The 25,904-nt window shown below is 59.3% G+C and carries 26 protein-coding genes; 13 read left to right on the plus strand and 13 right to left on the minus strand.

Annotation, left to right across the window (positions count from 1 at the left end):
• The first annotated feature begins 116 nt into the window (after positions 1-116).
• On the plus strand, positions 117-851 hold the full coding sequence (locus ACJ8IJ_RS08080) for a phosphatase PAP2 family protein (RefSeq protein ID WP_015377286.1): 735 nt from the start codon (positions 117-119) through the stop codon (positions 849-851).
• A 5-nt stretch (positions 852-856) separates the two neighbouring features.
• Complete coding sequence (gene ybjG / locus ACJ8IJ_RS08085; protein ID WP_004938690.1) at positions 857-1,462, plus strand: undecaprenyl-diphosphate phosphatase; 606 nt, start codon at positions 857-859, stop codon at positions 1,460-1,462.
• 36 nt (positions 1,463-1,498) lie between these two features.
• Here the strand turns inward: ybjG and ACJ8IJ_RS08090 are convergent, their stop codons facing one another.
• Positions 1,499-2,332, minus strand: a complete 834-nt coding sequence (locus tag ACJ8IJ_RS08090) for a hypothetical protein (protein ID WP_004938692.1) — start codon at positions 2,330-2,332, stop codon at positions 1,499-1,501.
• 218 nt (positions 2,333-2,550) lie between these two features.
• Between ACJ8IJ_RS08090 and deoC the strand changes: the two genes are divergently transcribed.
• The 4 genes from deoC to ACJ8IJ_RS08110 all read left to right on the plus strand — a co-directional run bounded on the left by deoC (position 2,551) and on the right by ACJ8IJ_RS08110 (position 7,887).
• Positions 2,551-3,231 carry a deoxyribose-phosphate aldolase gene (gene deoC / locus ACJ8IJ_RS08095; protein ID WP_004938693.1) on the plus strand — a complete coding sequence of 227 codons (681 nt, stop codon included), beginning with the start codon at positions 2,551-2,553 and terminating at the stop codon, positions 3,229-3,231.
• Between the two features lie 152 nt (positions 3,232-3,383).
• Positions 3,384-4,148 carry a DNA-binding transcriptional repressor DeoR gene (deoR, locus tag ACJ8IJ_RS08100; RefSeq protein WP_004938695.1) on the plus strand — a complete coding sequence of 255 codons (765 nt, stop codon included), beginning with the start codon at positions 3,384-3,386 and terminating at the stop codon, positions 4,146-4,148.
• 979 nt (positions 4,149-5,127) lie between these two features.
• Positions 5,128-6,426, plus strand: coding sequence for an HAAAP family serine/threonine permease (locus ACJ8IJ_RS08105; protein ID WP_004938697.1), 1,299 nt, complete (start codon positions 5,128-5,130; stop codon positions 6,424-6,426).
• Between the two features lie 93 nt (positions 6,427-6,519).
• Entirely contained in the window at positions 6,520-7,887 is a 1,368-nt protein-coding gene (locus ACJ8IJ_RS08110; protein WP_004938700.1) for an L-serine ammonia-lyase, read from the plus strand.
• A 54-nt stretch (positions 7,888-7,941) separates the two neighbouring features.
• Here ACJ8IJ_RS08110 and ACJ8IJ_RS08115 read toward each other — a convergent pair whose 3' ends face one another.
• From ACJ8IJ_RS08115 to ACJ8IJ_RS08155, 9 genes are all read right to left on the minus strand, one after another.
• The gene (locus tag ACJ8IJ_RS08115; RefSeq protein WP_049187433.1) at positions 7,942-8,607 is read right to left on the minus strand and encodes a helix-turn-helix domain-containing protein; all 666 of its coding nucleotides are present in this window, start codon (positions 8,605-8,607) and stop codon (positions 7,942-7,944) included.
• A complete protein-coding gene (locus ACJ8IJ_RS08120; RefSeq protein WP_049187431.1) occupies positions 8,604-9,992 on the minus strand; it encodes an FKBP-type peptidyl-prolyl cis-trans isomerase N-terminal domain-containing protein in 1,389 nt (462 codons plus the stop codon). The genes ACJ8IJ_RS08115 and ACJ8IJ_RS08120 overlap by 4 nt, the downstream gene beginning before the upstream one ends.
• Positions 9,989-10,411, minus strand: a complete 423-nt coding sequence (locus ACJ8IJ_RS08125) for a hypothetical protein (protein WP_033645816.1) — start codon at positions 10,409-10,411, stop codon at positions 9,989-9,991. Before ACJ8IJ_RS08125 ends, ACJ8IJ_RS08120 begins: the two co-directional genes overlap by 4 nt.
• Before the next feature lie 24 nt (positions 10,412-10,435).
• Positions 10,436-10,990, minus strand: coding sequence for a fimbrial protein (locus ACJ8IJ_RS08130; protein ID WP_004938719.1), 555 nt, complete (start codon positions 10,988-10,990; stop codon positions 10,436-10,438).
• A 50-nt stretch (positions 10,991-11,040) separates the two neighbouring features.
• Positions 11,041-11,679, minus strand: coding sequence for a fimbrial protein (locus ACJ8IJ_RS08135; protein ID WP_442518644.1), 639 nt, complete (start codon positions 11,677-11,679; stop codon positions 11,041-11,043).
• 74 nt (positions 11,680-11,753) lie between these two features.
• Positions 11,754-12,518 (minus strand): fimbria/pilus periplasmic chaperone, encoded by a 765-nt coding sequence (locus ACJ8IJ_RS08140; protein WP_050561932.1) that lies wholly within the window; start codon positions 12,516-12,518, stop codon positions 11,754-11,756.
• A gap of 81 nt (positions 12,519-12,599) precedes the next feature.
• A complete protein-coding gene (locus ACJ8IJ_RS08145; protein WP_442518518.1) occupies positions 12,600-15,134 on the minus strand; it encodes an outer membrane usher protein in 2,535 nt (844 codons plus the stop codon).
• 47 nt (positions 15,135-15,181) lie between these two features.
• Entirely contained in the window at positions 15,182-15,718 is a 537-nt protein-coding gene (locus tag ACJ8IJ_RS08150; protein WP_004938729.1) for a fimbrial protein, read from the minus strand.
• A gap of 78 nt (positions 15,719-15,796) precedes the next feature.
• A complete protein-coding gene (locus tag ACJ8IJ_RS08155; RefSeq protein WP_004938731.1) occupies positions 15,797-16,318 on the minus strand; it encodes a fimbrial protein in 522 nt (173 codons plus the stop codon).
• Positions 16,319-16,981: 663 nt separating this feature from the next.
• Between ACJ8IJ_RS08155 and ACJ8IJ_RS08160 the strand changes: the two genes are divergently transcribed.
• The 3 genes from ACJ8IJ_RS08160 (at position 16,982) to ACJ8IJ_RS08170 (ending at position 18,872) form a co-directional block, all read left to right on the plus strand.
• The gene (locus ACJ8IJ_RS08160) at positions 16,982-17,311 is read left to right on the plus strand and encodes a hypothetical protein (protein WP_049187424.1); all 330 of its coding nucleotides are present in this window, start codon (positions 16,982-16,984) and stop codon (positions 17,309-17,311) included.
• Between the two features lie 243 nt (positions 17,312-17,554).
• Positions 17,555-18,361: a fimbrial protein gene (locus ACJ8IJ_RS08165; RefSeq protein ID WP_049187422.1), complete on the plus strand. Its 807-nt coding sequence runs from the start codon at positions 17,555-17,557 to the stop codon at positions 18,359-18,361.
• Positions 18,362-18,380: 19 nt separating this feature from the next.
• Positions 18,381-18,872 carry a fimbrial protein gene (locus tag ACJ8IJ_RS08170; RefSeq protein WP_239664290.1) on the plus strand — a complete coding sequence of 164 codons (492 nt, stop codon included), beginning with the start codon at positions 18,381-18,383 and terminating at the stop codon, positions 18,870-18,872.
• Between the two features lie 94 nt (positions 18,873-18,966).
• Here the strand turns inward: ACJ8IJ_RS08170 and ACJ8IJ_RS08175 are convergent, their stop codons facing one another.
• Positions 18,967-20,172: a serine hydrolase gene (locus ACJ8IJ_RS08175; protein WP_049187419.1), complete on the minus strand. Its 1,206-nt coding sequence runs from the start codon at positions 20,170-20,172 to the stop codon at positions 18,967-18,969.
• A 467-nt stretch (positions 20,173-20,639) separates the two neighbouring features.
• On the opposite strand from ACJ8IJ_RS08175, the gene ACJ8IJ_RS08180 reads away from it, so the two are divergent.
• A complete protein-coding gene (locus ACJ8IJ_RS08180) occupies positions 20,640-22,007 on the plus strand; it encodes a pyridoxal-phosphate dependent enzyme (protein WP_049187417.1) in 1,368 nt (455 codons plus the stop codon).
• 12 nt (positions 22,008-22,019) lie between these two features.
• The gene (locus ACJ8IJ_RS08185; protein ID WP_004938751.1) at positions 22,020-23,165 is read left to right on the plus strand and encodes a trans-sulfuration enzyme family protein; all 1,146 of its coding nucleotides are present in this window, start codon (positions 22,020-22,022) and stop codon (positions 23,163-23,165) included.
• A 59-nt stretch (positions 23,166-23,224) separates the two neighbouring features.
• Here ACJ8IJ_RS08185 and ACJ8IJ_RS08190 read toward each other — a convergent pair whose 3' ends face one another.
• Both ACJ8IJ_RS08190 and ACJ8IJ_RS08195 read right to left on the minus strand, forming a co-directional pair.
• Positions 23,225-24,247 (minus strand): isopenicillin N synthase family dioxygenase, encoded by a 1,023-nt coding sequence (locus ACJ8IJ_RS08190; protein WP_021504376.1) that lies wholly within the window; start codon positions 24,245-24,247, stop codon positions 23,225-23,227.
• Positions 24,192-24,428 carry a hypothetical protein gene (locus ACJ8IJ_RS08195; RefSeq protein ID WP_156865407.1) on the minus strand — a complete coding sequence of 79 codons (237 nt, stop codon included), beginning with the start codon at positions 24,426-24,428 and terminating at the stop codon, positions 24,192-24,194. The genes ACJ8IJ_RS08190 and ACJ8IJ_RS08195 overlap by 56 nt, the downstream gene beginning before the upstream one ends.
• 107 nt (positions 24,429-24,535) lie before the next feature.
• On the opposite strand from ACJ8IJ_RS08195, the gene ACJ8IJ_RS08200 reads away from it, so the two are divergent.
• Together ACJ8IJ_RS08200 and ACJ8IJ_RS08205 are read left to right on the plus strand one after the other, a co-directional pair.
• A complete protein-coding gene (locus ACJ8IJ_RS08200; RefSeq protein WP_442518519.1) occupies positions 24,536-25,192 on the plus strand; it encodes an HAD family hydrolase in 657 nt (218 codons plus the stop codon).
• An 89-nt stretch (positions 25,193-25,281) separates the two neighbouring features.
• Positions 25,282-25,902, plus strand: coding sequence for a glutathione S-transferase family protein (locus ACJ8IJ_RS08205; RefSeq protein WP_004938761.1), 621 nt, complete (start codon positions 25,282-25,284; stop codon positions 25,900-25,902).
• Positions 25,903-25,904 lie beyond the last annotated feature (2 nt).

Below are 25,904 nucleotides of genomic sequence, written 5' to 3' on the forward strand. Positions count from 1 at the left end.
GATTACCTTAGCCGAAGGCGGTAGCGTCGGATAGGGTTTTCTTGCCGGCGGACTAAGGTTTTCTTAAGACAGAATTATTACAGTGGTGCTATTCAATACTGTCACCGAGCCTGCGCGTGAATCCAGAATCGTCATTAAATCAATCCTCAACGGCACAGCAAATTAAGACAACCGCCCTTTACTCCCTGCCGACATCCTTTTACCGTTGGCAAGTTTTTGGCCTGCTGATCAGCGGTTTGGTGTTCCTGTGGCTCTCCCGCAACGAACAGCTGGACTGGGCGATCAGCAACTATTGGTACGATGCCGCCAGCGGGCATTTCCCGTGGCAAAACAATTACTGGCTGGATCTGATCAATCACCGTCTGTTGAAGCAGATAGTGATCGTGGGCGCGGTGCTGACGCTGTTTTGGGGCATCTATCGCCGCAGCGCGCGCCTGATTGTCAGCATGCTGCTTCTCGGCATCGGCCCGCTGGTGGTGGGCATTCTCAAGGCCACCAGCGCGCACTCCTGTCCGTGGGATCTGATCGAGTACGGTGGCAAGGCGATGTCCTTCCCGTTGTTCGGCGCGGTACCGGCGCTGCCGGGCCCCGGTCGCTGTTTCCCCGGCGGGCACGCCTCGAGCGGTTTCGCGGTCATGGCGTTGTTTTTCCTGTTTTATCCGCAGCGCCCGCGCCTGGCCTGGTGCTGCTGGTGCGGCGGTATTGCGCTCGGCATGTTGATGGGCTTTGGTCAGATCATGCGCGGCGCACATTTTCTTACCCATAACCTGTGGGCAGGTTGGTGGGTTTGGTTAAGCCAGTTGGCAATTTATTGGATAGTTAGCGGCTATTGGCGCCGCAAGACGAGGTAACGGTTATGGAGCAGTTAAACCATGTTCTTTTCGCCTGGATCAATGCGACCCCGGCATCTCCCGAATGGATGATCGATTTCGCCACCTTTCTGGCGCGCGATCTTATCATTATCGTGCCGCTGCTGATCGTCGGCCTGTGGCTGTGGGGGCCGCGCAGCCAGCTGGTTTCGCAGCGCGAAGTGGTGGCGAAAACCACGATCGCGCTGCTGTTCGCCATGCTTGCCGCCTCCGCTATCGGCGCGCTGCTGCCGCATGAGCGCCCGTTCGTCGCCGGCGTGGGTTATACCTTCCTGGCGCACGTGCCGGACAGTTCGTTCCCCAGCGATCACGGCACCGCCATCTTTACCTTTGCGCTGGCGTTCCTGTTCTGGCACCGGGTCTGGTCCGGCGCGCTGCTGATGATTGTCGCCGTCGGCATCGCCTGGTCACGCGTTTACCTCGGCGTGCACTGGCCGTTGGATATGGTCGGCGGTTTCCTGCTCGGCCTGGTCGGCTGCCTGTTCGCTCAGCTGGTATGGAATCTGTTCGGCGATGTCATCGCCGACAGGCTGTCGCGTCTGTATCGCTTCCTGTTTGCCTTCGCCATTCGCCGCGGCTGGGTGAAAGAATAACCGCATAACATGACAGGGGCGTTACCGTCCCTGCTTTCACACCACGCCGGTGGTCACGCAAAATGCCCGCGTTTTTCCCGCTCCCAGCATCACTCCCTCACCCTCTGGCGCGTTCGGCCGACAGTTTGCCGGCTGGATAAAAGCAAGCAGCCGCCTGTTGCCCTGGACAGCGATGCGCCGCAGGCCATAGTTGAATTGCCCGGTGGCAAAACGCGTCACATAGCGGCGGCCTTGCGGCGCCAGCATAAAGAACTCGGCCTGATCCACGTAGCGCGTCAGATCGTCGGAGCACAGCAGTTCCTGCCCGAGCGCCTCTCCCAACAGCGCCGGCGTCGGCAGGTTCTGGCGGAACACCGCGTCGGGAATGCAATCGTAGTTGAGGCGGCACACATAGCGCAGCGGCTGCGGCCGATCGGCCAGGTTGGTAACCTTCATCTCTATGGCGAACTGCGCGCTCTGGGCCACCAGACGCAGCGCCGGGCCGATGCGCCAACGCCCGCCCAACCGCTCGCCTTCACCGTGCAACGTCAGCTCATCGCCCGCCAGCTGCAGCCACACGCGTTGCATCTGGAGCGGCGCGCTGTCGTGACTCGGCCAGGCGGGACAGAACGCGGCGTCATCAGCGCGCTTTCTTCCGGCGCCCCGCACGCTGCGGCGGCCCGATTTCAGCGAATGACCGTCAAATTCGGCGTCCCAGATCGCGAGGCCCTGATACGGCAAAACCGTCAGCGCGCCACGGCAGTTCGCCAGCGTCAGCATCGGCCCGCGTTCTGCGCAGCGATGCGCGCTCACCGCGAAATCCGCGTTGCGGAACAGTTCCTGCCGATACGTCCCGAAAGCTTCAGGAGCCAGGTCGATGTTGATCTTCATCTTTTTTCCCTCGACGTTTCGCCCGCGCAGGCCGCGAGCGGCCACTGAAAATGTTATTTAAATAACACCCTGCTCTCCTCTAAGTTATACATATAACAGTGAAGTAACTATGATCTCGTCGACATTTTTCAGATCCTGCTAGGTTTATCGACATTGCAATGTTATTATTTTCACATTACCTATCCATGCTCTTTTCTCAACTTCACTAAGGAACCGCGATGACCACCGAAAACATCGATTACGCCAGCTATGTTGACCACACCCTGCTGGCCATGGACGCCACCGAAATGCAGATCGCCAAACTGTGCGAAGAAGCGCAGCAGCACAACTTCTATGCGGTATGCGTCAACTCCGGCTACGTGCCGCTGGCGGCCCAGCTGCTGCAGGAAAGCACGGTGAAAGTCTGCTCGGTGATCGGTTTCCCGCTGGGCGCCGGCCTGACCGTCGCCAAAGCCTTTGAAGCCAAAGCGGCGATCGCCGCCGGCGCGCAAGAGATCGACATGGTGATCAACGTCGGCTGGCTGAAGAGCGGCCTGCTGGACGAAGTGAAAGCCGACATCGCCGCCGTGCGCGAGGTTTGCGCGGCGATCCCGTTGAAGGTAATATTGGAAACCTGCCTGCTCAGCGATGCGCAGATCGTCCAGGTTTGTGAAATGTGTCGCGAACTCGATGTCGCCTTCGTGAAAACCTCCACCGGCTTCAGCACCGGCGGCGCTCGGGAAGAGCACGTCAAACTGATGCGCGAGACCGTGGGCAGCGAAATGGGCGTGAAAGCTTCCGGCGCCGTGCGCGATCGCGCCACCGCCGAGAAGATGATCAACGCCGGCGCCACGCGTATCGGCACCAGCTCCGGCGTCGCCATCGTCTCCGGCGCTCAGGCGGCAGCGGGCAGCTACTGATCGTCGGTATGCCCTGAGGGGCATAGCCAATACACTCCGATGCGGGACAATACGGGCGGTTGATGCGGCCCGATATTGCCCCGCATCGTTCTGTTTAGCGCCGGAAATGCCGGCTCGCCTTTTATCTCTACTACCTGTGGGAAGACGGATCTATGGAAACGCGGCGCGAAGAACGTATCAACCGGTTAGTTCAGGCGTTAAAACGCGCTGACAAGATCCACCTGAAAGAAGCCGCCGTGCTGCTGGGGGTCTCGGAGATGACCATTCGCCGCGATCTGAGCGCCGAACCGGCGGCCGTGGTGTTACTCGGCGGCTATGTGGTGACCGATCCGCGCAGCAACGGCGTGACCAACTACTTCGTTTCCGATCAAAAAGCCAAACAGGTCACGGAGAAACGGCGCATCGGCCTGCTGGCGGCGCCGCTGATCAATGAAAACGACACGGTGTTTTTCGACTGCGGCACCACCACGCCGGCGATCATCGACGCCATCGCCGACGAGCTGGCTTTCACCGCCGTGTGTCATTCGCTGAACACCTTCCTGGCGCTGCAGGACAAACCGAACTGCAAGGTGGTGCTGTGCGGCGGCGAGTTCAAGCCGAACAACTACATCTTTTCCAGCGTCGGCGGCCGTAACGAGCTCGATCACATCTGCCCGAACATCGCCTTTATCTCCGCCGCCGGCCTCAGCCTGCAGCACGGCGCCACCTGCTTCAACTTCGACGAGCTGGAGATGAAGCATCGCGCCATGGCGATGGCGCAGCAAAAGATCCTGGTGGCAGACCACAGCAAGTTCGGCAAAACCAAACCGGCCTGCATCGGCCCGCTGACGCAGTTCGATCGGGTGATCACCGATCGCCAGCCGGACGCCGACTTCATGGCGTTCTTCAACGATAACGCCATCGCTATCCGCTATTAGTCCGCCTTCAGCGCCGTCATAACCGACGGCGCACCGCTTCGATATCCCTCTTTCCCCGCCGAAAAATGAACAAATAATGCGCAATCAATTCGCGTTTTTCGCTTATCCGCACGCAACATCAGGTTAATAAAATGCAACAGCTCACCCGCGTGATTATTTTTTCGCAGGCTAACCACGCGGTCGGTTGGGTGAATTAACGGCTATTTATGGCTTTTATATGATAAATCGAGCCAAAGGCCAGGAAGTTTAAATAAACGGCGGTTTACGCGATTGCAGCAAATCTCGCCAATACCTGTTAGGTATCTGTTATTTATATGATGAATGGTTACGCATTTTTATCCGCTAACCACGTAAGTAATTTCCCTTCGTTACTAGCGGTACTTTTCAACAAAAACAAAATAAAAACAAAAAGATAAACGTTATTTGCCTTAAAAACATAATGTGATCTACATCACTAAAACTGCTTAATCCGGGTTTTTCGCTAGATCCAAAACCACGCATAAAATATATTGCTCGGCTTGCTGCTGAGCACAGCGCTTTATCCGGCTAATTATTGTACAAGCCGCATAATCGCAGAAACTTTCATGAGAGCGTTCTCAGCACAAAATCTTACACAAATGTGCAACAAATGCGCGAAAAATCGATAAAAAAGCCTAGAACTGCACATATTGCGCATTTGAGAGCAGGATCACGGTTGTTTCTACTGTAAATCGTTATCTTGCCGCCAACAAAAATCGACAGGCAAAGACCTGTCGGCAGCGGTAACGACTTTTATCGTCCGCGACGGTGAAAAGTCTTTAGTGAATTACCCGGCGCTGTGCCTTGGTAATGAACGCAATAAACAACCAGGGGGACGCCAAAACATCCCCGCAAGCAACACCTGATTCTTACCGCAAGCGTTGCCTGAATAGGACGTTTGACGGTTTAACCTTAAGTTTTGCCTTTTAATTTTAAATTCGTGTTCACTTCGGAGATATTTATGGACACTACACAGACCGGCACAATTGCCTCTGCGGCCTCGGGCTCCAGCAGTACCTGGCGTAAAACGGATACCATGTGGATGTTGGGCCTGTACGGCACCGCCATCGGCGCAGGCGTCCTGTTCTTGCCCATCAACGCCGGCATCGGCGGTTTGATTCCTCTGATCATCATGGCCATCATCGCTTTCCCGATGACCTTCTTTGCCCACCGCGGTCTGTGCCGTTTCGTTCTGTCCGGCAAAAATCCCGGTGAAGACATCACCGCCGTGGTGGAGGAGCACTTCGGCATCACCGCCGGTAAGCTGATTACCCTGCTGTACTTCTTCGCCATCTACCCGATTCTGTTGGTTTACAGCGTGGCGATCACCAACACCGTCGACAGCTTCATTACCCACCAGTTGGGCATGACGTCGCCGCCGCGCGCCATCCTGTCGCTGATCCTGATCGTCGGCCTGATGACCATCGTGCGCTTCGGTGAGCAGGCCATCGTGAAAACCATGAGTATCCTGGTCTTCCCGTTCGTCGCAGTGCTGATGCTGCTGGCGGTGTATCTGATCCCTAACTGGACCGGCGCCATCTTCGAAAACGTGTCGCTGTCCGGCAGCGGTACCGGCATGGGTCACGGCCTGATCATGACCCTGTGGCTGGCGATCCCGGTGATGGTGTTCTCCTTCAACCACTCGCCGATCATCTCCGCCTTCGCCGTCGCCAAACGCGAAGAGTACGGCGCAGACGCCGAGAAGAAATGCTCCCGCATTCTGGCTTACGCACACATCATGATGGTGCTGACCGTGATGTTCTTCGTGTTCAGCTGCGTGCTGAGCCTGACGCCGGAAAACCTGGCGGAAGCCAAGGCGCAGAACATCTCGATTCTGTCTTACCTGGCTAACCACTTTAACAACCCGATGATCGAGTACATCGCGCCGGTTATCGCCTTCGTCGCCATCACCAAATCGTTCCTGGGCCACTACCTGGGCGCCCGTGAAGGCTTCAACGGCCTGGTCGCCAAGTCGATGAAGAGCCGCGGCAAAACCGTCAGCACCGCCAAGCTGAACCGCATGACCGCTATCTTCATGCTGGTGACCACCTGGATCGTCGCCACCCTGAACCCGAGCATCCTGGGCATGATCGAAACCCTGGGTGGCCCAATCATCGCCATGCTGCTGTTCCTGATGCCGATGTACGCCATCCGTAAAGTGCCTGCCATGCGCAAGTACAGCGGCCACATCAGCAACGTGTTTGTGGTTGTGATGGGTCTGATCGCCATCTCTGCTATCGTGTTCAGCCTGCTCGGCTAATCACGTCCGGCCGGCGCCGCTGCGCGCCGGCCCTCCCGCACTGCCCCCATTTCCCGTATTCACCGCCTGAAACCTGAAGAAGGAGGCGAGACCATGGTCAGCGTTTTCGATATTTTCAAAATTGGCATCGGACCATCCAGCTCCCACACCGTTGGCCCGATGAAGGCCGGCAAACAGTTCGTCGACGATCTGATCGCCCACCAGCAGCTGCAGGACACTACCCGCGTGGTGGTCGACGTGTACGGTTCGCTGTCGTTGACCGGTAAAGGCCACCACACCGACATCGCCATCATCATGGGCCTGGCCGGCAACCTGCCGCACGACGTGGACATCGACAGCATTCCGGGCTTTATCCGCGACGTCGAACAGCGCGGCCGCCTGCCGCTGGCCAACGGCCATCACGAGGTGGATTTCCCGCTGCACGGCGGCATGAACTTCCACAGCGATAACCTGCCGCTGCACGAAAACGGCATGCGCATCCGTGCCTTCGCCGGTGAACGCTTGCTGCACAGCAAAACCTATTACTCGATCGGCGGCGGTTTCATCGTCGACGAAGAGCACTTCGGCCAGTCCGCCGAGGGCGCAACGCCGGTGCCCTACCCGTTCAAATCGGCGCACGATCTGCAGCAGCATTGCAAAGAGACCGGGCTGTCGTTGTCCGGCCTGGTGATGCAGAACGAGCTGGCGCTGCGCAGCAAGGCGGATATCGACGCGCACTTCGCCGACGTCTGGCAGGTGATGAGCGCCGGTATCGAACGCGGCATCAACACCGAAGGTTTGCTGCCCGGCCCGATGAAAGTGCCGCGCCGCGCCGCCGCGCTGCGCCGCATTCTGGTGACCGGCGACAAGAACAATATCGACCCGATGAACGTGGTCGATTGGATCAACATGTTCGCGCTGGCGGTTAACGAAGAGAACGCCGCCGGTGGCCGCGTGGTCACCGCGCCGACCAACGGCGCCTGCGGCATCATCCCTGCGGTACTGGCTTACTACGACAAGTTCATCCGCCCGGTGAACGCCAATTCCTACACCCGCTACTTCCTGGCGTCCGGCGTGATTGGCGCGCTGTACAAGATGAACGCCTCGATCTCCGGCGCCGAAGTGGGCTGTCAGGGAGAAGTGGGCGTCGCCTGTTCGATGGCGGCGGCCGGGTTGACCGAGCTGCTGGGCGGCAGCCCGGCGCAGGTATGCATCGCGGCAGAGATCGCCATGGAGCACCATTTGGGGCTGACCTGCGATCCGCTCGCCGGCCAGGTACAGGTGCCCTGCATCGAACGCAACGCCATTTCCGCCGTCAAGGCAGTCAATGCCGCGCGCATGGCGATGCGCCGCACCAGCGAGCCGCGGGTTTGTCTGGATAAGGTGATCGAAACCATGTACGAAACCGGCAAAGACATGAACGCCAAATACCGCGAAACCTCACAGGGCGGGCTGGCGATCAAGGTCGTGGCCTGTAACTGATCGCCACGGCGAGGCACTAAAGGCGCCGGCCGGTCTGACTTGGCCGGCGCCGTTTCAATAGCGATCCTTTCCTGCCGCAACGCCCACCTGAATGCCTGCGCGAGGCCCCACTGCCCCGGGACGAGCGCTGTGCCGCAGCCAACCGTAAAGTTCGGCATTACGCCGGAATCCCATTTTGCGCATCACGCTCATCTTGTGGTTGCTGACGGTTTTCACGCTGATGTCCAGCATTCGGGCGATTTGCGTCACCCCCATCTCGCGCGTCATACAGCGCATGATCTCCTGTTCGCGCAGCGTCAGGCCACGGTGCTGGCATATGCAGTTCCTGCCACAACCCGGCCGGTTCGGCCATTTGCTGCGCCGCTCCAGTTCGGCGCTCACCTGATACAATGCCGATACCAGCGGCGTATCGTGGTAAATGACGCCGGCCTCCAGCGAGCAGCGGATGCCGACGGTGCGTTTATGCCGCCCCTCCGGCGTCCGCAACGAGAAATACAGCGTTTTGCGCCCTGCGGTCTGCGCCTCAAAGAAGTGACAAAAGCAGCTTTGCACGCCGGGAGGAAAATAGCAGAACACCAGATCGGCTTCGTGAACCTGCTGCGCGTCCAGTAACAGCGTACGCTTGCCGTAAGTGCTGAAATGCAGCGCCAGGGCCTCCTGCCAACCGGCGCTGAAGTAACGGTTTTCATCAAATAGCGCGATTTTTATCATCGTGTTCATCCCTGCCTCCCCGCCGTTCCGGTTTCCCATTTAACCGCCTGAGCACCCTTTGCCGGCGCCTGACTGTTGTCGATGCGTAATTCATAAATCATGGTGGCGTTGGGTGGCACTTTCGGCGGATAGCCGGTTTCGCCGTAGGCCAGCGCCGGCGGCACGACCATCGTCAGCGATCCGTGGTTGTGCAGGTGGCTTATCGCCTCCCGAAACAGCGGCGGATACTCGGACAACGGTTGCGACAGCACCTTGCCGCTCAGTTCCATATCCTGGATCACCGTGCCGTCGGTCAATTTCTCCTTCACGACCACATCGACCACCGCCGTTGGCGCCAGCGCGCCCTCTCCGGCGTAATCCACCCGATACCAAAAGCCCATCGCCGATTGTTTTACGCCCTTTTGTTGACTGAACTGCGCCAGATAATCTTCATCACGCCGCCGCTGTTCGTTAACGCGTTTCTCACGCGCGGCTACGGCGTTGGCATCCGCCTGCGCCGTCAGCGCATTCAGTTCATCCGGCGGCAGCCGCAAACGCCCCGAGACGCTATCGATGACGCCCGCCAACAGGCTGTCGCGATCCACCGGTACGCCCCAACTTTGACGCTCCGCCACTACCCCCTGAATGTCCCGCCCCAGCGCACTGCCCGCCGCATAGGACAGACGCTTGCGATCATCCTTCAACTGCTCCGGCGTCATCTCCCATTGCAGCCGCTTACGCAACGCCAGCAGGTCTTCGCGCGCCTGCTGAGTCGCCTTCTGCTCACCGGCCCGCTTCTGCTCGCTTTCTTCCAACGCGGCGCGCAGAGCGTGCAACGCCTCCTGGTGCTCGCGTTGGCGTTGTGCAAGCGTCTGTGCCGATGCCTGCGCGGCAGACTCAAGTTCGGTGACGCGCCGTTCGGCCTGCGCCGCCGTCGCTCTGCTTTGGGCGGTTTCCTGCGTCGCCTGACGCAGCAGCGCTTCGGCGCGCTGCGCATCGGGCGAACCGCGCCAGGCGGCGCCCAACCCGGCGATCCACTTTTGCAGCGTTGACGAATCGGGCAACGTCGCGACGGATGACGTCACTTTCTCCGCCCGTAGCGCGGCGAGTTCCTGGCGCAACATCGTCAGTTCCATTCGCTGGCGCGCCAGCTGTTGGTCACGCGCCAATAATTCCTGGGTCAGCGTAAAAGCTTTGGCCGGTGAGGCTGGCTTATTGTTGTCCGACGGGCGCTTCGCGGGTTCACGCTTTTTTTGCCCCGACTCGCGTTCGGCCGGCGCCGCTTTTTCGTTCGTCGGCACGATGTTTTGCCGTTGATACTGCTCGGCAAACTGCAGCAGCGCCGGCACGCCGTCGTCCGCCAGCGCGACGCCGGTGAACAGCAGAGCAACGCAGCCCAGCAGGCGTAGCCTCATTTAATCTGCTCCCCACGATCCGCCAAGCCGGTCAACACCGCCTGATTCACCCCGGCGCACAGATAGTTGACCTTGTAGCGATACAGCGCATCCACCGTCTCCTGCGTGTCGCCGTTTACCCTGGCGCGCAGGCTGGCGTACTGCGAGGCGCCGCTCATCAGGCTGTCGAAGGCCTGCTTATAGCGCTGATACTGTTTCTCGTCGATCGCGCGCAATGCGCCCAGTTGCTGCTGGCACTGCTGCAGCTGTTCGGCCTCACGCTGCTTGCGCAAAGCCTCTTCTGACGGAGGTTGCACAACCTGATTTTTAGTGTTCACGGCGGGCTTGCCCGACTTTTGGCTTTGGCAAGCGGCGGCGCTCAACGCCAACAGGCACAGCAGCCCCATGCGCAGGGCGTGATTGACGTGCTTTCTCATCATTGCGTTTCTTGTCCTTGTAGACGCTTATTCGTATTCCAACGTAAAAGTGGCCACCGCGCTGAAGGTGCCGCGGCCGATGGACTTTGTCTGGATAGCCTCCGGTTCCCCTTGCACATAGGCCTGCAGCGTAAGCGTGGTGTTGCCGGCACTCAGGCGGAATTTATCGCTGGCGCGATTGAGCGGCAGCGCCTTGCCGCTGCTGTCTTCCAGCCCGATGCCGATCCCCGACGCCAGGCTGCCGGCATCCAATGCCAACAGGCCGGGCAGTTTGGCGTTCTCGGTGCCGGTAAACGTGATAGCCACCGTATTGCCCAGGCTGAGATCGCACTCGGTCAGGTGCAATGCGAAGGTTTGACTGTGGGAGCGGGTGTTCAGATACAGGTATTTGTCGACGATGGTGCCGAAATCCAGCGGAATGTCCTCATCCCCTGGCTGAATGACGCATGGCTCGGCCACCAGCGTGCCGTGAAAGCGCATGTTTTCCGCCGCAGTCGCCGACTGCGCCATTATGCCGGCCGCCATGACCATGCCAGCCCCCAACAGCGCGCTCCGGCGCCGGTTCGTCTCTGTCGCGCGCATGACGCCACTCCCTTTGGTTGTGCTTGCGCCGACCGGGCGCAAGCGGCGTATTAGTCGTAGTAAAGCCGGAAATCGATCGCCGCACGGTAAACGCCGGCGCTCAGCGTCGCCGGGGTGCGCACCGGCGTCACCGTATACGTCAGGGTGTTTTGTCCCGGCGTCAGCAATACCGGTTTGTTACGCGCGCCGAGGCGCACCGGCAGGCCGCTGGCATCCGTCAGCTGCAACCCCAACCCGGTGACGCCGGCAACCCTGACCAACCCCGGCGCGTCGTCATCCGTCGGCGCGGCAAACGCCACGGACACCGCAGGCTGGCTGCCGCTCCAGGCCAGCACCCCGGTCCAGGCGTCGCGGCTGCTCGCCGGCGCCCGCAGACAGTCTTTCAGCGTCAGCTCGAACGCCACCGGCGTGCCGCGATCGCCCGGGCGCTGGAAGTGCGCAGTTCCCGTCTCACCCAACCACACTTCCTGACGAGCGGTGGTCATTTCCAGGCTGCAGGCGCTTTCCGTCAACGCGCCGTAGACGTGGAGCGTGCCGTTCGCCCCCTCCACGTCCCAGTTGTCCACCGCGCGGGCCGGCGGCATCAGCATCAGCATCGTGCCCGCCGTCAGCGGTACCATCAGCGCGGCCAACACCGTCAGGCCGATAGTGCGTCGCTGATGACGTTCATAGGCCTTTCCCAACAGCATGGGGATCTTTCGTTGCATGATTCGTTCACTCCGCTGTGTTCATGACTCGGTCTTCCCTGCTTGCGCGCGGCTCGTCATTTGGCGACCGGCACGACCTGGCAGGCACTGCCGGCGCAGCGGAAGTTCAACTGCGGCCGCCCGCCGTAATCGTTGATGTACGCCAGCGACGGACCGTTGCCGAGGCTCGCGGCGGGCACGTTCAGCGGGGCGCTGGCCTTCGGCGCCACCATCAACGGTTCAAAGCCGGCCGCCCCTTTGCCGCCCTTGCCGGCACTCGCCTCAACGATCGTCACGTAATAAGGGGTCGGGTTGTTCACCACATACTTGTCACCCTGCCGGGTCAGCGTCAGTTGCTCCTGCCACGGCGCCGCGTTCTTCTTCGGGGCGAGCGCCGCCGGGCGATAAAACATTTTGATGCGGGTCTGCAACGCTATCTGCAGCGTGTTCGGCTTATTGCTGCGCGGCGGGATTTCCCGCAGGTTGAAGTAATACAGCGTCTCCCGGTCCTGCGGCAGCTGACGCGCCGCCGGCAGCGACTGGATCTTCACCTGGCTCGGTTTGCCCGGCTCCACCCGCTGCACCGGCGGCAGCACGGTGAAGGGGCTTTGGATCTTGTTGCCGCGATCGTCTTCGATCCATCCCTGCGCCAAATACGGCAACTGTTTGTTCTGGTTACTGATGTTGAGACTGACCGTTTTCAGGTCGCCGTCGAAAATCACGCGCGTGCGATCCAGCGCGATAGCCGCCTGAGCGGGCAGGCCGACCGCGCCGAGCGTCAATGCGGCGGCGAGCGGGCCCACAAGGGAAACGGTCTTTCTGGTCATAGTCAGATTCATCATGTCTTCACGGTTCCAGTCGGCCGAAGGCGGGCAATCCCGCCCCGGCGGTTTAGCGGCGGAGCGCACTCCGCCGGGTGTAAGTCAGTTGGCGTCAGCCGCCGGCTTGTTGCCGGCAAGAGGACGGCAAGGCAGCAGCAGCGTGTTCATCAGCATTTCGGCCGGCAGCGGCGCCGGCAACTGGATTTCACACTGCGCCGCGCCGTTCCAATGCACGCGCATGCGCTCGCCGGGGTTGAGGCCGGACAGGTAAACGCTGCCGCCGTCATTGATGATGCCGGTCTCCTGTTTGCGGGCATTCAGCACCGTGGCGCCGAACGGCGGCTCGCTGCCGTCCGCCAGTTTGACGATCGCCATCGCCTTCTCGCCGGCTATCACCTCAAACTTGCGGTAGCCGATGGCGCCCTCGGTCAACGTGGCCTGCACCACGGAACGCGTCGCCTCGACGTTGTCGCTCAGGCTGTTGAGATCGATGCTGGCCTTATTGCGGTAGTAGCTGTTTACATCCGCCACCACCGCTTTGCCGTAACGGTTGGTCAGCACCGTACTGCCGTAGCCGCGCACCGGCACGCCGGCGACGCCTTCGGTATCCAGCAGCAAGCGCGTGCCGCCCGGCGTATTGACCCGGTGCAGCACCGCCCCTTCCGCCGCCATCGTCAGGCCGCCCTGCGCGCCGATGCCGACAGCGCTGTAACGGCCGGCCTGGTAGCTGGCGTTGGCGTTGATCTGCGCCATATCGCCCTGATGGCTGTAATAGCCGCTGGCCGTCGCCCCGCTGCGCGCTGCGCCGGCGCTGATCTGATAGTTGTTGTGTTCATCGACCCGGTTGTAGTAACCGACCCGATGGGCGTTCTCTTCGCGATCGAGCGTCATGTTGTAACTGAGCGTCCCGGCGCTGCCCCAGGGCAGCGACAGCGACAGGTACATCCCGTCGTCATTGCGCTCGTTGTAACGGTTGCGATAGGCCGACAGCGATACGCTGACGTTCTTGAAATCGCCGATATCGAAGTAGCGCGATACCATCAGGTTGTAACGATCGTTCGGCGCCCGATCCCAGTAGGTTTGGTGGCTGTAGTTGAGATAGGTGCTGAGCCCCAGATCGCGGAACTGTTTGTTGAAGGTGATGGTGTACATCTCCTTGCTCTTGCCGCTGCGTCCCCCTTCGTAACGCGCATCGAGGTAGTCCCCCATGCTCATGAAGTCCTCCTGGGAGAAGCGGTAGCCGGCGAAGGTGATCTGGCTGTCGTACTGGTCGAAGTTCTTCGAATAGCTCAACCGGTACGAACCACCGGTCAGAGCGCCCTCCTGCGGCAAGCGCGCACGCGACTGCGTGGCATCGAACGACAACGCCCCCAGCGCCATCAGATCGCGCCCGATCCCCAGCGACAGCGCGTTGTAATCGCCGCCGGCGATGCCCCCGCCGTACAGCGACCAGCCGTTGCTGATGCCCCAGGAGAACTCACCGGTGCCGAACATCGGCCCGCGCAGGTGATGCCCCCACTCCGACGGCTTGCCCGTCGCCAGCTTGTAACGCACCGTACCCGGTCGCGTCAGATAAGGGATGTTGGCGGTATTCATCTTGAACGTCTGCACGCTGCCGTCTTGCTCTTCGACGCGTACGTCCAGCTCGCCGGAAACCGCGTCGTTGATGTCCTGAATGCGGAATGGCCCCGCCGCCACCTGCGTCTCATACAGCACGCGCCCCTGTTGGCTGACCACCACCTTGGCGTTGGTTTTCGCCACGCCCGTCACTTCCGGCGCATAGCCGCGCAGGTTGGGCGGCAACATGCTGTCGTCGGATCGCAGACTGACGCCGGTAAAGCGCAGGCTGTCGAAAATGTCGGAGTTCAGATAATCCTCCCCCATCGTCAGCCGCGAGCGCAGCGCCGGAATAGCCCGGTAGGCGTAATAGCGGCTCCAGTCGAACTGTTTGTCGGTCGACTGAGAAGAACCGGTCTGATGGCTGAGATTAGCCTGCCAGTCGGCGCGTAGACGCCAGGCGCCCAGATTGGCGCCGCCGGTGCCGTTGCCGCTCAGGCTGTAACTGCTGCCGCCTTTCTGATGTTTTTGTGTTTGAGCATTGACGTTATAGTCAAACAGCAGCCCGGGAATACCGTCATCCCAGCGCGAAGGCGGGTCCCAGTTTTCCGAGCTGTATTCCAGATAGGCCTGAGGAATGTTGAGGTACAGCGAGGAGCTGGCAAGATCGCCGCGGGCTTCCATCCCTGCCAGGCTGGAGGCGTCAAGGCAACGGCCGCCGTGCGTCCAGTTCAGCGTACTTAACAGCTTTTCTTTCAGCCCCAGTTGGTTGACCAACTCCGGCGAAAGACAGGCTTCGCTGCCTTTAGGATCGTTCTCGGGCGCCATAAACGTCACCGGCTGTTCCGCCAGATCGTTCTTATTGACGTGCACCACCATGGTATAAACGCCCGGCATGATGTAGCCGCTGCGCGTAAATTGGCTCAGATCGATATTTTTACGATCGTTGATGTCCAAGACGTCAGTATTGAATTGAATAACGTCGGCGGCATAAACCAACGCGATCGGATTTCCCAGAGAAAGGGCGACACAGAGCCCCAAGGCCTGAAGACGAAATAACTTCCCTGCCGGTGAAAGCATAATAAAGTCCTTTCAATAACGAATTAACCGTCAGTACGAAAAAAAAATCAAAAATAATCCAGCTTAAAACGCACTGTGGAAAAATACGCTCCCACCTTCAACGGCTGGTGATTCGGCATTAACGTCATGGAATAATTCAGCACTCGGTTGCCCGGTATTATTCCCTCCATCGGCAACGGCTCCCCTGGAATAACCGGCCTGCCGCGGCTGTCTTTTATCTTCAATGCGATGCCGCGCGCATCGCCCTGTACGCCAAACAAAGCGCCTTCCGCCAAACCATCAAACGTGACCTGAAAGAATTTCCAATCAGGCTTGTTTTCCGGACGTTCCAAAATGCAATTAACCAATTCAATACTGAAAGGTTTAGTCATTCCCTGGCCGTCACGAATGATCTGTCCGATAGGAAGCGTGTCCATATCGATTGTCTGATCGCGGCTGCCGGCGGCAATGGCGCAGGCAGTGTCGATAATGGCGCCGTGCATACTGACTTTGCCCCACCCCTGTGCGGCGGAAATTGCACTGCCGGGCGCAAACGCCAACGACGCCAAAAGAACGGCACCCGCCCGATTCCTTGAAAAAAACATCGCGACATTCCTTTGACACAGAGAGTCACCAGGCATGCGGCGTGCCCCATGCCTGGTTGATTAAGCCTGCGGTCTCACTTACTGATAAGCCAGAGTGAAGTCGGCTACGGCGGTGAAATCGCCCGGAACGATGGCTGCGGAAGCGCCTTCACCCTGCAGGTAAGCGGCGAAGTTCAGGCTGTTGTTGCCAGTATTCAGCGTCTGTGCCGCAGTCGCCTGACCCAGTTTGATCGGCTGGCCGCCATAAGTGATTGCTACGCCGGCGCCGCTGGCGGTCCCCGCGATACCCAACAGATCTTTGTTGGTTGACGACGCAATGCCGCTGAAGGTGGTTTTAACGGTTTTCAGCGTAGTGGTATCACACTGCTCCAGCTTGATTTCAAACGGACGCGGGTTGGATTTGCCGCCGTTTTTCAACGCCACGTTAGAAACCTGGCCCAGATCTACGGTCTGATCGATCGACTCGGGTGCAATAGAGCATGGCGCATCAATAATAGAACCCGTGAAGGTCACTTTACCGTGTCCCTGATCGGCTGCCTGTGCAAAAGAACTTGCGCCAAATGCAATCACTGCAGCCATCATGATTTTGTTAAGTTTCATAGAACCTATATTCCTTATAAGAAAAAATGCATATTCCAATCAAGAAAAAGAGCAACAGGAAATCTGCTCGCGCTTATATATGCGCAGCCCTGATTCTTTAGCATCTTGCTGGTTGGTTAACTGCCAAAACCAAAGGAACCGACAATAAATACGTCGATAACGGCAAGTCTGCAGCGGTCTACCCATTAATGAATCCGTCATATAAAAATAAACGAAATCACAACAAGCAGAGACCAATACTTTCTAACCCGCCCTTCTTGTCTGGCGGTGAATATTCTGGCAAATGCCCACCAGCAAAAAAAGTCTTTTTTTGATCAAGACGAACATTCGCAATTTATTTCCTAATTAAAGTTAATTTAGTGTTATTTTTAGGCTCATAGATCGTAAAAAATACTTTTATAGTGCAATATCCTGTTTTTCTCTGTTTCACAATTAATCAGATCGCAAAGCTGCTCTTTGTGAATATAATAAACCAAAACTTTAGGTTTCTGCGTGACACTCCCCCAGCCTGCAAACAGGTAGAAACGGAGTGGGAAACCCCTTTTTTTCAATCCTGATAAATAGATAGGATTTTTCTTGATTCGCGATTTACCTCGTTATTGGTAGGCAGTGAAACTTTGTTTTTTCTTAGGAATACAGCAATCGAAATACAGAGGAAGTGCTATGGAAGCGTTATCTCCAAAACAAAAGGAAATACGGCAATTGCAGCACGATCTGCTGCAAACATTATTCGCGCAGTCGCCCCGTCAATGTCCCGACACCGGACTGCCACCTCAGCATCTGTGGTTGTCTACCCGGCAACTGGCCAACGCCGTCAACGTCGGCGTTTACCGCGCCCGGCTACTGCTGTTGGAACTCGTCGCCAAACAAGAAGTGCTCGTAACGGACGGTTCCATCAACAACTCGTTGAGGTGGTACCCCACCGCCCTACTGCCAACCGACAACAAGGAAATACCAGGAATAGATGCGCCTTATTCTCATTTAACGGAATAACGCCGGCACAGCCAGCCTAATTAGCCCTATTTCGTGGCGGCACCCAGCCAAATGACACTATATAATCGGGATATTATTGTGAGAAAAACAACCATCCTATTTTTACAACACTGCCTGGCATTATCTTTTTTCGTCCTCATTGGTAACGCCAATGCATTTACCTGTAAAACCTCCGACGGCGGGAACATTGGTCAGGGTGGTTCAATGACGCCGGTCGACGTCAGGGTAAAGATAGGCCCTGAATTGTCCATCGGGAAAAATGAAATCGTCAACGTCAGCCAGGTGACCTGTAAAAACGACGTCGCCAACTGGAAAGATATTTTACTCACCGGCAGCCCGGCGTTGACGATGAACACTGCCATTTTCGGTACGCTTGCCAACGGTATGACAATCAACGGCACCGACTACTTATCCCCGATCCAATCAGGTATCCAGGTGATGACGATTACCGGCCTAAACAGTGCCAGCATTTCCATCAGGGTTTACATCGTGCTCAACCGTTCGCCGACGCAGGATATCAAGGTGAACAAGGGCGACGTCATCGGCCAAATCAACTTTGAACAAAAAAATGACCAGTCAGGTTGCCCAAAATGTGGGCCTTACCGGTGGCGCCTGATCGCCGACAACGACGCCTACTTCGTCACCACCAGTTGCACTATCAACAACGGCCAGCAGATTAACGTCGACTTCGGTCAGATCCGCCAGGACTTTCTCACGCAGAGCGCCAGCGACGCCCAAATCAAACAGGACAAGGCGCTCAGCTACCGGTGTGACGATCAGAGCGCGACACAAGACATTTTGGTTCGCATGGTCAGCGATGCCAGCGGCTTCTCCAGCGATTTCATCAAGACCTCCAATCCTAATGTCGGCGTAGCCATGGTGCACAATGGCGCGGTGGTGAAACCCAACAATACGTTCAGAACGCGCATCGTCAACGGGCTGGGCAACGACACCGTCACCTTTGTGCCAGTGAAGAACAATGTGCCTTACACCAGCATCGCCACCGGTCCGATGTCAGGCTCGGCCACGCTGATCTTCAGCGCACCTTGAGACGGGAGCCAGAATGAACATGACGAGGAAAATGCGTTGCGCTCTGCTGTTTACGCTGGGTGTGATCAGCGCCGCCCCCCAGGCCGCCGACCAGGGCACCAAGGTCAGTATCACCGCCACCGTGGTGGCGCCTCCGCCTTGCGTGATCAACGACGGGCGCACTATCGATATCGACTTTGGCAAAGTCGGCATCAAACGTATCGACGGTAATCGCTATATGCAACGCATCGATTACAGCATCAAGTGTGAGTTTCTGGATAACAGCCGCCAGCTGAAAATGAAGATCATGGGCAGCGCGGCGGCCTTTGACAGCAGCGTGTTGAACAGCAGCGTCAATGGGCTGGGCATCAAACTGCTGGCCAACGGCAAGGCTTTCGCCATCAATACGCCGCTGAACATCGATTACGCCAATCCGCCGACGCTTGATGCGGTGCCGGTGAAAAACAGCGCCGTCACCCTGGCGGAAGGTGACTTCTCCAGCGGCGCCACCATGCTGGTGGACTATTTCTGAAACGCCACGGATGCTGAAAATGAAAAAGCCGCAACGGAAGGTTGCGGCTTTTTCAGGAACCGCATGCGACGATGCGGCAGCGGTGTCAGGGCATTCAGCCGAAGATCCCGCCGAACCACTGGCTCAGCTTCATCATCACCATATCCCAGATGCGGCTGAAGAAGTTGCCCTCTTTCACCTCTTGCATCGCCACCAGCGGGTGCTGCTCGATGGTTTTGCCGTCCAGCTGGAAATCGATGGTGCCGACCACCTGGTTTTTCGCCAGCGGCGCTTCCAGCGTCGGTTGGGTCAGCTTGTAGCTGGCCTTCAGGTTTTTCATCTGCCCTTTCGGAATGGTGACCGAGGCGTCTTTCGCCACGCCGAGCGGCACTTCGCTGACGTCGCCGAACCACACTTTCTGGGTGACGAACGGCTTATCGGCCTTGATCGGCGTCGCGGTTTCATAGAAGCGGAAGCCCCAGGTCAGCAGCTTTTCGCTTTCGCTAAAGCGCACGCGATCGCTCGGCGCGCCTAAGACCACCGAGATCAGACGCATCGAGCCGTCGGTGGCGGACGCCACCAGGTTGTGGCCGGCGCCGCTGGTGTAACCGGTCTTGATGCCGTCGACGTTCAGGTTGCTGCTCCACAGCAGACGGTTGCGGTTAATCTGGCGGATCTTGTTAAAGGTGAACTCTTTCTCTTTATGCAGCGCGTATTCGTCCGGCACGTCGCGGATCAACGCCTGGCTCAGCAGCGCCATGTCGCGCGCGGTGCTGTACTGCCCTTCCGCATCCAGACCGTGCACCGTCAGGAAGTGGGTATTCTGCAGCCCCAGAGATTTGGCGTAGTTGTTCATCAGGCCGACGAACGAATCCTGGCTGCCCGCCACGTAGTCCGCCAGCGCGATGCTGGCGTCGTTGCCGGACTGGATCACGATGCCTTTATTCAGTTCCAGCACCGGCACCTGATCGCCCGGCTTGATGAACATCAGCGAAGAGCCGCGCAGCGCCGGGTTACCGGGCGCCCAGGCGTCTTTGCCGACGGTGACCATGTCTTCCGGCTTGATTTTGCCGGCCTTGATCGCCTGGCCGATCACGTAGCTGGACATGATCTTGGTCAGGCTGGCGGGATCGAGACGCGTATCGGCATTGCCTTCGGTCAGCACCTTACCGCTGTTGTAATCCATCAGAATGAAGGCCTTGGCGTCTACCTGCGGCGGCGCCGGCGGCTCGGCCGCGTGCACGGCCGGGGCGGCCAGCAACAGGATGCCTACGCTGAAGGTCAGTTTTTTCAGGGAAGTGGATAAGTTTTTTTTCATCATGACGTCGCCAGAGTGTCCATTCAAAACCATTGAAATAGCGTTAACTTTCAAACATGTTCACGTTTTAAGCCAACCAGCGAGAGTGGCCCGGTGCGCGCGTGCCGGCCGCAACCCCCTGCGGCGCCCGTAATGGGTAACGCAACGCACCGAAAATGCCCTTGCTGTGAGTTTATGTGATTTATCTTATTTTTGCAGGGTTTAGCGTGAATTTTCAGCATTTTTACATAACTGTACGCAGGCACGCACTTATCGTTCAAAAAAGCATCGTGACGCGCATTTTCGCATCTACCCACGGCTACACGGCCAAGCATCTGCACCGCTAAACATCTGCGCATCCATACGTCCAAAAAAGATTAATATATTCCATAATGGCATATAGAACCGCTATTTGTTCTTTTTAAAGCGCTTATCCTCAGCGCTATCATCCGCACAACGACTTTTATACCGAATAATCCTGGAGATGAGTCATGGCGATCCCCCATTCCGTCATCGAGATGATTGGCAATACCCCGATGCTGGAACTGACCCAGTTCGATACCGGCCCATGCCGGCTGTTCGTCAAGCTGGAGAACCAAAATCCCGGCGGTTCGATCAAAGACCGCGTGGCGCTGTCGATGATCGAGCAGGCCGAGCGCGATGGCAAACTGCAGCCGGGCGGCACCATCATCGAAGCCACTGCCGGCAATACCGGCCTGGGGTTGGCGCTGGTGGCGGCATTGAAAGGCTATAAGCTGCTGCTGGTAGTGCCGGACAAGATGAGCCGCGAGAAGATCTTCCACCTGCGCGCGCTGGGGGTGGAAGTGCTGCTGACCCGTTCGGACGTCGGCAAAGGGCATCCGGCTTACTACCAGGATTACGCCAAACGCCTGGCGGAAGAGATCCCCGGCGCTTTTTATATCGACCAGTTCAATAATCCGGCCAACCCGGCGGCCCATACCACCACCACGGCGCCCGAACTGTGGCGGCAGATGGAGCATGACGTGGACGCCATCGTGGTCGGCGTCGGTTCCGGCGGCACGCTGGGCGGGCTGAGCCGCTATTTCGCCGAGGTTTCGCCGCAGACGGAATTCGTGCTGGCTGACCCTGCCGGCTCTATTCTGGCGGACTATCTCGACCACGGCCATATCGGCGAAGCCGGCAGTTGGCTGGTGGAAGGTATCGGCGAAGACTTCGTCCCGCCGCTCAGCGACTTTGACCAGGTGCGCAATGCTTACCGCATCGGCGACGCCGAAGCCTTCACCACCGCGCGCGAGCTGCTGCGCAAGGAAGGCGTACTGGCGGGATCGTCCACCGGCACCCTGCTGGCCGCCGCCCTGCGTTACTGCCGCGCGCAAACCGAACCCAAGCGGGTAGTGACCTTCGTCTGCGACAGCGGCAACAAATACCTGTCTAAAATGTATAACGACCACTGGATGCTGGAACAGGGCCTGCTGAGCAAGCCACAGCACGGCGATCTGCGCGATCTGATCGCCTACCGCCACGACGAGGGCGCCGCCGTTTCCGCAGCGCCGGACGACACGCTGGCGATCGTGCACGCCCGCATGCGGCTGTACGACATCTCGCAGCTACCGGTGCTGGAAGGCGATCGGGTGGTCGGTCTGATCGATGAGTGGGATCTGCTGAACGCCGTCCAGGCCGACGCCGCCCACTTCAGCCTGCCGGCCGGCAGCGCGATGACCAAACAGGTTCATACGCTGCAAAAGGAAGCCGGCTACGAGGAATTACAGGCCACCTTCAACCATGGCCACGTCGCGGTGGTGCTCGACGGCGAGCGCTTCCTCGGCCTGATTACCCGCACAGACGTGCTTAACGCCTGGCGCCAAAAATTACGTTAATAAGGACCCATTATGGCCAAGTTTGATACGTTGACCGTTCACGCCGGTTACACCCCGGACGCGACCGGCGCAGTGATGCCGGCGATTTACGCCACCTCCACCTACGCCCAACCGGCGCCGGGCGAACATACCGGCTATGAATACTCCCGCAGCGCCAACCCGACGCGCACCGCGCTGGAAAGCGCCATCGCCGAACTGGAAGGCGGCAGCCGCGGTTACGCCTTCGCCTCCGGCCTGGCGGCCTGCTCCACGGTGCTGGAGCTGCTCGATAAAGACAGCCACCTGATCGCGGTGGACGACCTGTACGGCGGCACCTATCGCCTGCTGGAAAAAGTGCGCAGCCGCACCGCCGGCCTGCGCGTCACCTACGTAGCGCCGGCGGATCTCGCCGGGCTGGAACAGGCGATCGAGCCGGACACCAAAATGATCTGGGTGGAAACGCCGACCAACCCGCTGCTTAAGCTGGCGGATCTGAGCGCCATCGCCGCGATCGCCAAAAAGCACCGGCTCATCAGCGTGGCGGACAACACCTTCGCCTCGCCGTATCTGCAACGCCCGCTGGATCTGGGCTTTGACGTGGTGGTGCACTCCGCCACCAAATACCTCAACGGCCACTCCGACGTGGTGGCCGGCGTCGCGGCGGTGGGCGATAACCCGGCGCTGGCGGAACAGCTCGGTTTCCTGCAAAACGCGGTCGGCGGCATTCTCGATCCGTTCAGCAGCTTCCTGACGCTGCGCGGCATCCGCACCCTGGCGCTGCGCATGCAGCGCCACAGCGACAGCGCGCTGCGCATCGCCCAGTGGCTGGAGAGCCAGCCGCAGGTGGAAAACGTCTACTATCCCGGCCTGCCGAGCCACCCGCAGCACGAGCTGGCGGCGCGCCAGATGACGCGCTTCGGCGGCATGATCTCGGTACGGCTGAAAGGCGACGACGCCTATGCGCGCCGGGTCATCCAGCGTTCGCGCCTGTTCACCCTGGCGGAAAGCCTGGGCGGCGTGGAAAGCCTGATCAGCCAGCCGTTCAGCATGACGCACGCCTCCATTCCGCTGGAACAGCGCCTGGCAACCGGCATCACGCCGCAGCTGGTGCGCCTGTCGGTGGGGATTGAGGATGTAGAAGATCTGATCGCCGATCTGCAGCAGGCGCTGGCGGAATAATCGCCGCATCAGCGCACGATCAGCCCGGCCGACGCGCCGGGCTTTTTTACGCCCGGCGTTCAGAGGCCGATGACGTCCTGATAAAAACGGTGTGCCACATCGGGGTGAGAGCGGATGCGGCCTTTCAGGTAGTTGTAACCGACATCGCGCAGCAGCGGATTGAGCGGATCGCTGGCCGGGCCGCGCGCCTGCGCCGCCAGCTGCGGCGGCAGTTGATACAGCGGCACCACCGCGTCCAGACGCGCGCCGAGGAAGAACGCGATCGATAATCTGTCACTCCCCGCCGGCGGCGTTTCCACCCGGTGCACCGTGGCGCGCAGATAACCGTTGGTCGCCAGCTCCAGCAGCTCGCCGATGTTCACTACGAAGGTATCTTCACGCGGCTGCGCGTCTATCCATTGCCCCTCGCTGACCTCCACCTGCAGCCCTTTTTGCGCGTCCTGCAGCAGGAAGCTGAGAAAACCGGAGTCCTTGTGCGCGCCGACGCCCTGTGCGCTGGCGGTGGCGTCCCGCCCCGGGTAGCGGATCAGTTTGATGTGCTCGTTGGGCTTCTCGCCGTATAAGCGATCGAAAGCCTGCTCCGGCAGCGAAAGTGCCAACGCGAAAGCGCGCAGCAGCCGCAGCGACATGGCGGTCATCGCCTGTTGCCACTCCAGCAGCAGCGGTTTCAGCGCCGGCAGCGCCGCCGGCCACTGGTTTGGCCCCTGCAGACGCGCCCAGCGCGGCGTGTCGTCAGCCAGCGTCAGCGCCGGGCGTTCGGCGCCGATATCGAACTGCTCGCGCCAGTCAGGCTGCCCGCGCGTGAGTTCCGCCGCCGCACGGTTGTAACCGCGAAAATGCGGCGAATGCACCATCTGCACCGCCAGCTTGTCGGCTTCCGGCAGGGCGAAAAATTGTCGCGCGGCGTGCTGCAACCGCGCATTCAACGCGCCGTCCACGCCGTGACCGCGCAGATAGAAGAAACCGACGTCGCGCGCCGCCGCGCGCAAATCGTCAAGAAAAGCGCGCCGCCGGCGCGCATCGCCGTCAAGCTGCGAAAGATCCAGCAGCGGCAACGTCTTCAGCGTCGTCAGGTGCGTCATCATGCGGTTCCTCTTCTTCCCCGATTACGATCGGGCTGCCGTACAGGCGAATAATCAACATTGACCCTCCCCAGCGGGTGGCTGCATTTGCCCCATAGTTACCACCGCGCTCGCCGGGACGGCCAATATTGTTGCGTTCTAAGATATGCAAACGTTCAACAAACTGTCGCAAAACCGTCATCAATGTTTCTTATGCTCTGCGCAATTTCGCCGACGCCGCTGGCTGGCGACGTGCGCTATCCGCTATCCTGTAAACGACCTCATACCCTGCCTGCCGGAGAAATACTGATGGATTTAGCCTTATTCGACCTGGATGAAACCCTGATTGACGATGACAGCGCCAGCCTGTGGATCCGCTGGCTGGTCGGCCAGGGATTCGCGCCGGCGGAGCTTGAACTGCAGGAGCAGCAGCTGATGCAGCTCTATTATCAGGGCAAGCTGTCGATGGAGGACTACATGCAGGCCACGCTGGCGCCGTTGACCGGCCTGAGCGTGCAAACCGTTGCCGGCTGGGTGCAGCGTTACATCCGGCGCGACATCCTGCCGCGCGTCTACCCCGCCGCCCGTGAACGCCTGCAGTGGCACCGCGAGCGCGGCGACTGCATTCTGGTGATCTCCGCCACCGGCGAACACCTGGTGGCGCCGATCGCCGAACAGCTCGGCGCCGACGATGCGCTGGCGATCGGCGTGGAAATCAGCGACGGCCGCTTCACCGGCAACACCTACGGCACCATGACCTATCAACAGGGCAAGGTGATCCGCCTGCAGCACTGGCTGGTGCAGCACCCGCACCTGAAGTTCGAGCACAGCCACGGCTACAGCGACTCTCTCAACGACAAGGCGATGCTGCAATTCGTCGACAGCGCCACGGTGATCAATCCCGACAGCGAACTGAGCGCGCTGGCGGCGGAGCACGGCTGGGAAGTGTGCCGCTGGGAGCGTTGAGCGGCAGACAAAAAATGCCCTGCGGTGTGACAAAAAGCGCATTGTGGCGTAGGTATTAAGGGTCTTTAATCCGCTAACGGAGTTATCCCATGCTGACCATTTGGGGTCGTGAGAATTCGAACAACGTCAGGAAGGTGCTGTGGTGCGCCGCCGAACTGGGGCTGAGCTATACCCACATCAACGCCGGCGGGGCGTTTGGCAAGGTCAACGAAGAGAGTTACCGCGCGCTGAACCCGAACGGCCTGGTGCCGTTACTGCAGGACGATGACTTCGTGCTGTGGGAGTCCAACACCATCGTGCGCTACCTGGCGGCGAAATTCGGCGACGCGACGTTCTATCCGCAAGATCTGCAGGCGCGCGCCGCCGCCGAGAAATGGATGGACTGGACCACTTCAACCATCGTTCCGGCCTTCACCATCGTCTTTTGGGGCCTGATCCGCACCGCGCCAGAGTTGCGCGACATGGCGAAAATCGAAGCGGCGATCGCCACGCTGGAAAAACACTTCGACGTCATTGAACAGACGCTGGCGCACCAGCCTTACCTCTCCGGCGACGCGTTCGGCTTCGGCGATATCCCGCTCGGCAGCTTCGCCTACGCCTGGTTCGAAATGCCGATCGCCCGCCGCCCGCGGCCGAACATGGAGCGCTGGTATCAGCAACTGCGCGCTCGCCCGGCCTACCAGCGCGGCGTAATGAGCGCGCTCACCTAATC

The organism is Serratia sp. CY40230, from assembly GCF_052168835.1.
In the GTDB taxonomy this organism is placed as follows: Bacteria; Pseudomonadota; Gammaproteobacteria; order Enterobacterales; family Enterobacteriaceae; genus Serratia; species Serratia nematodiphila.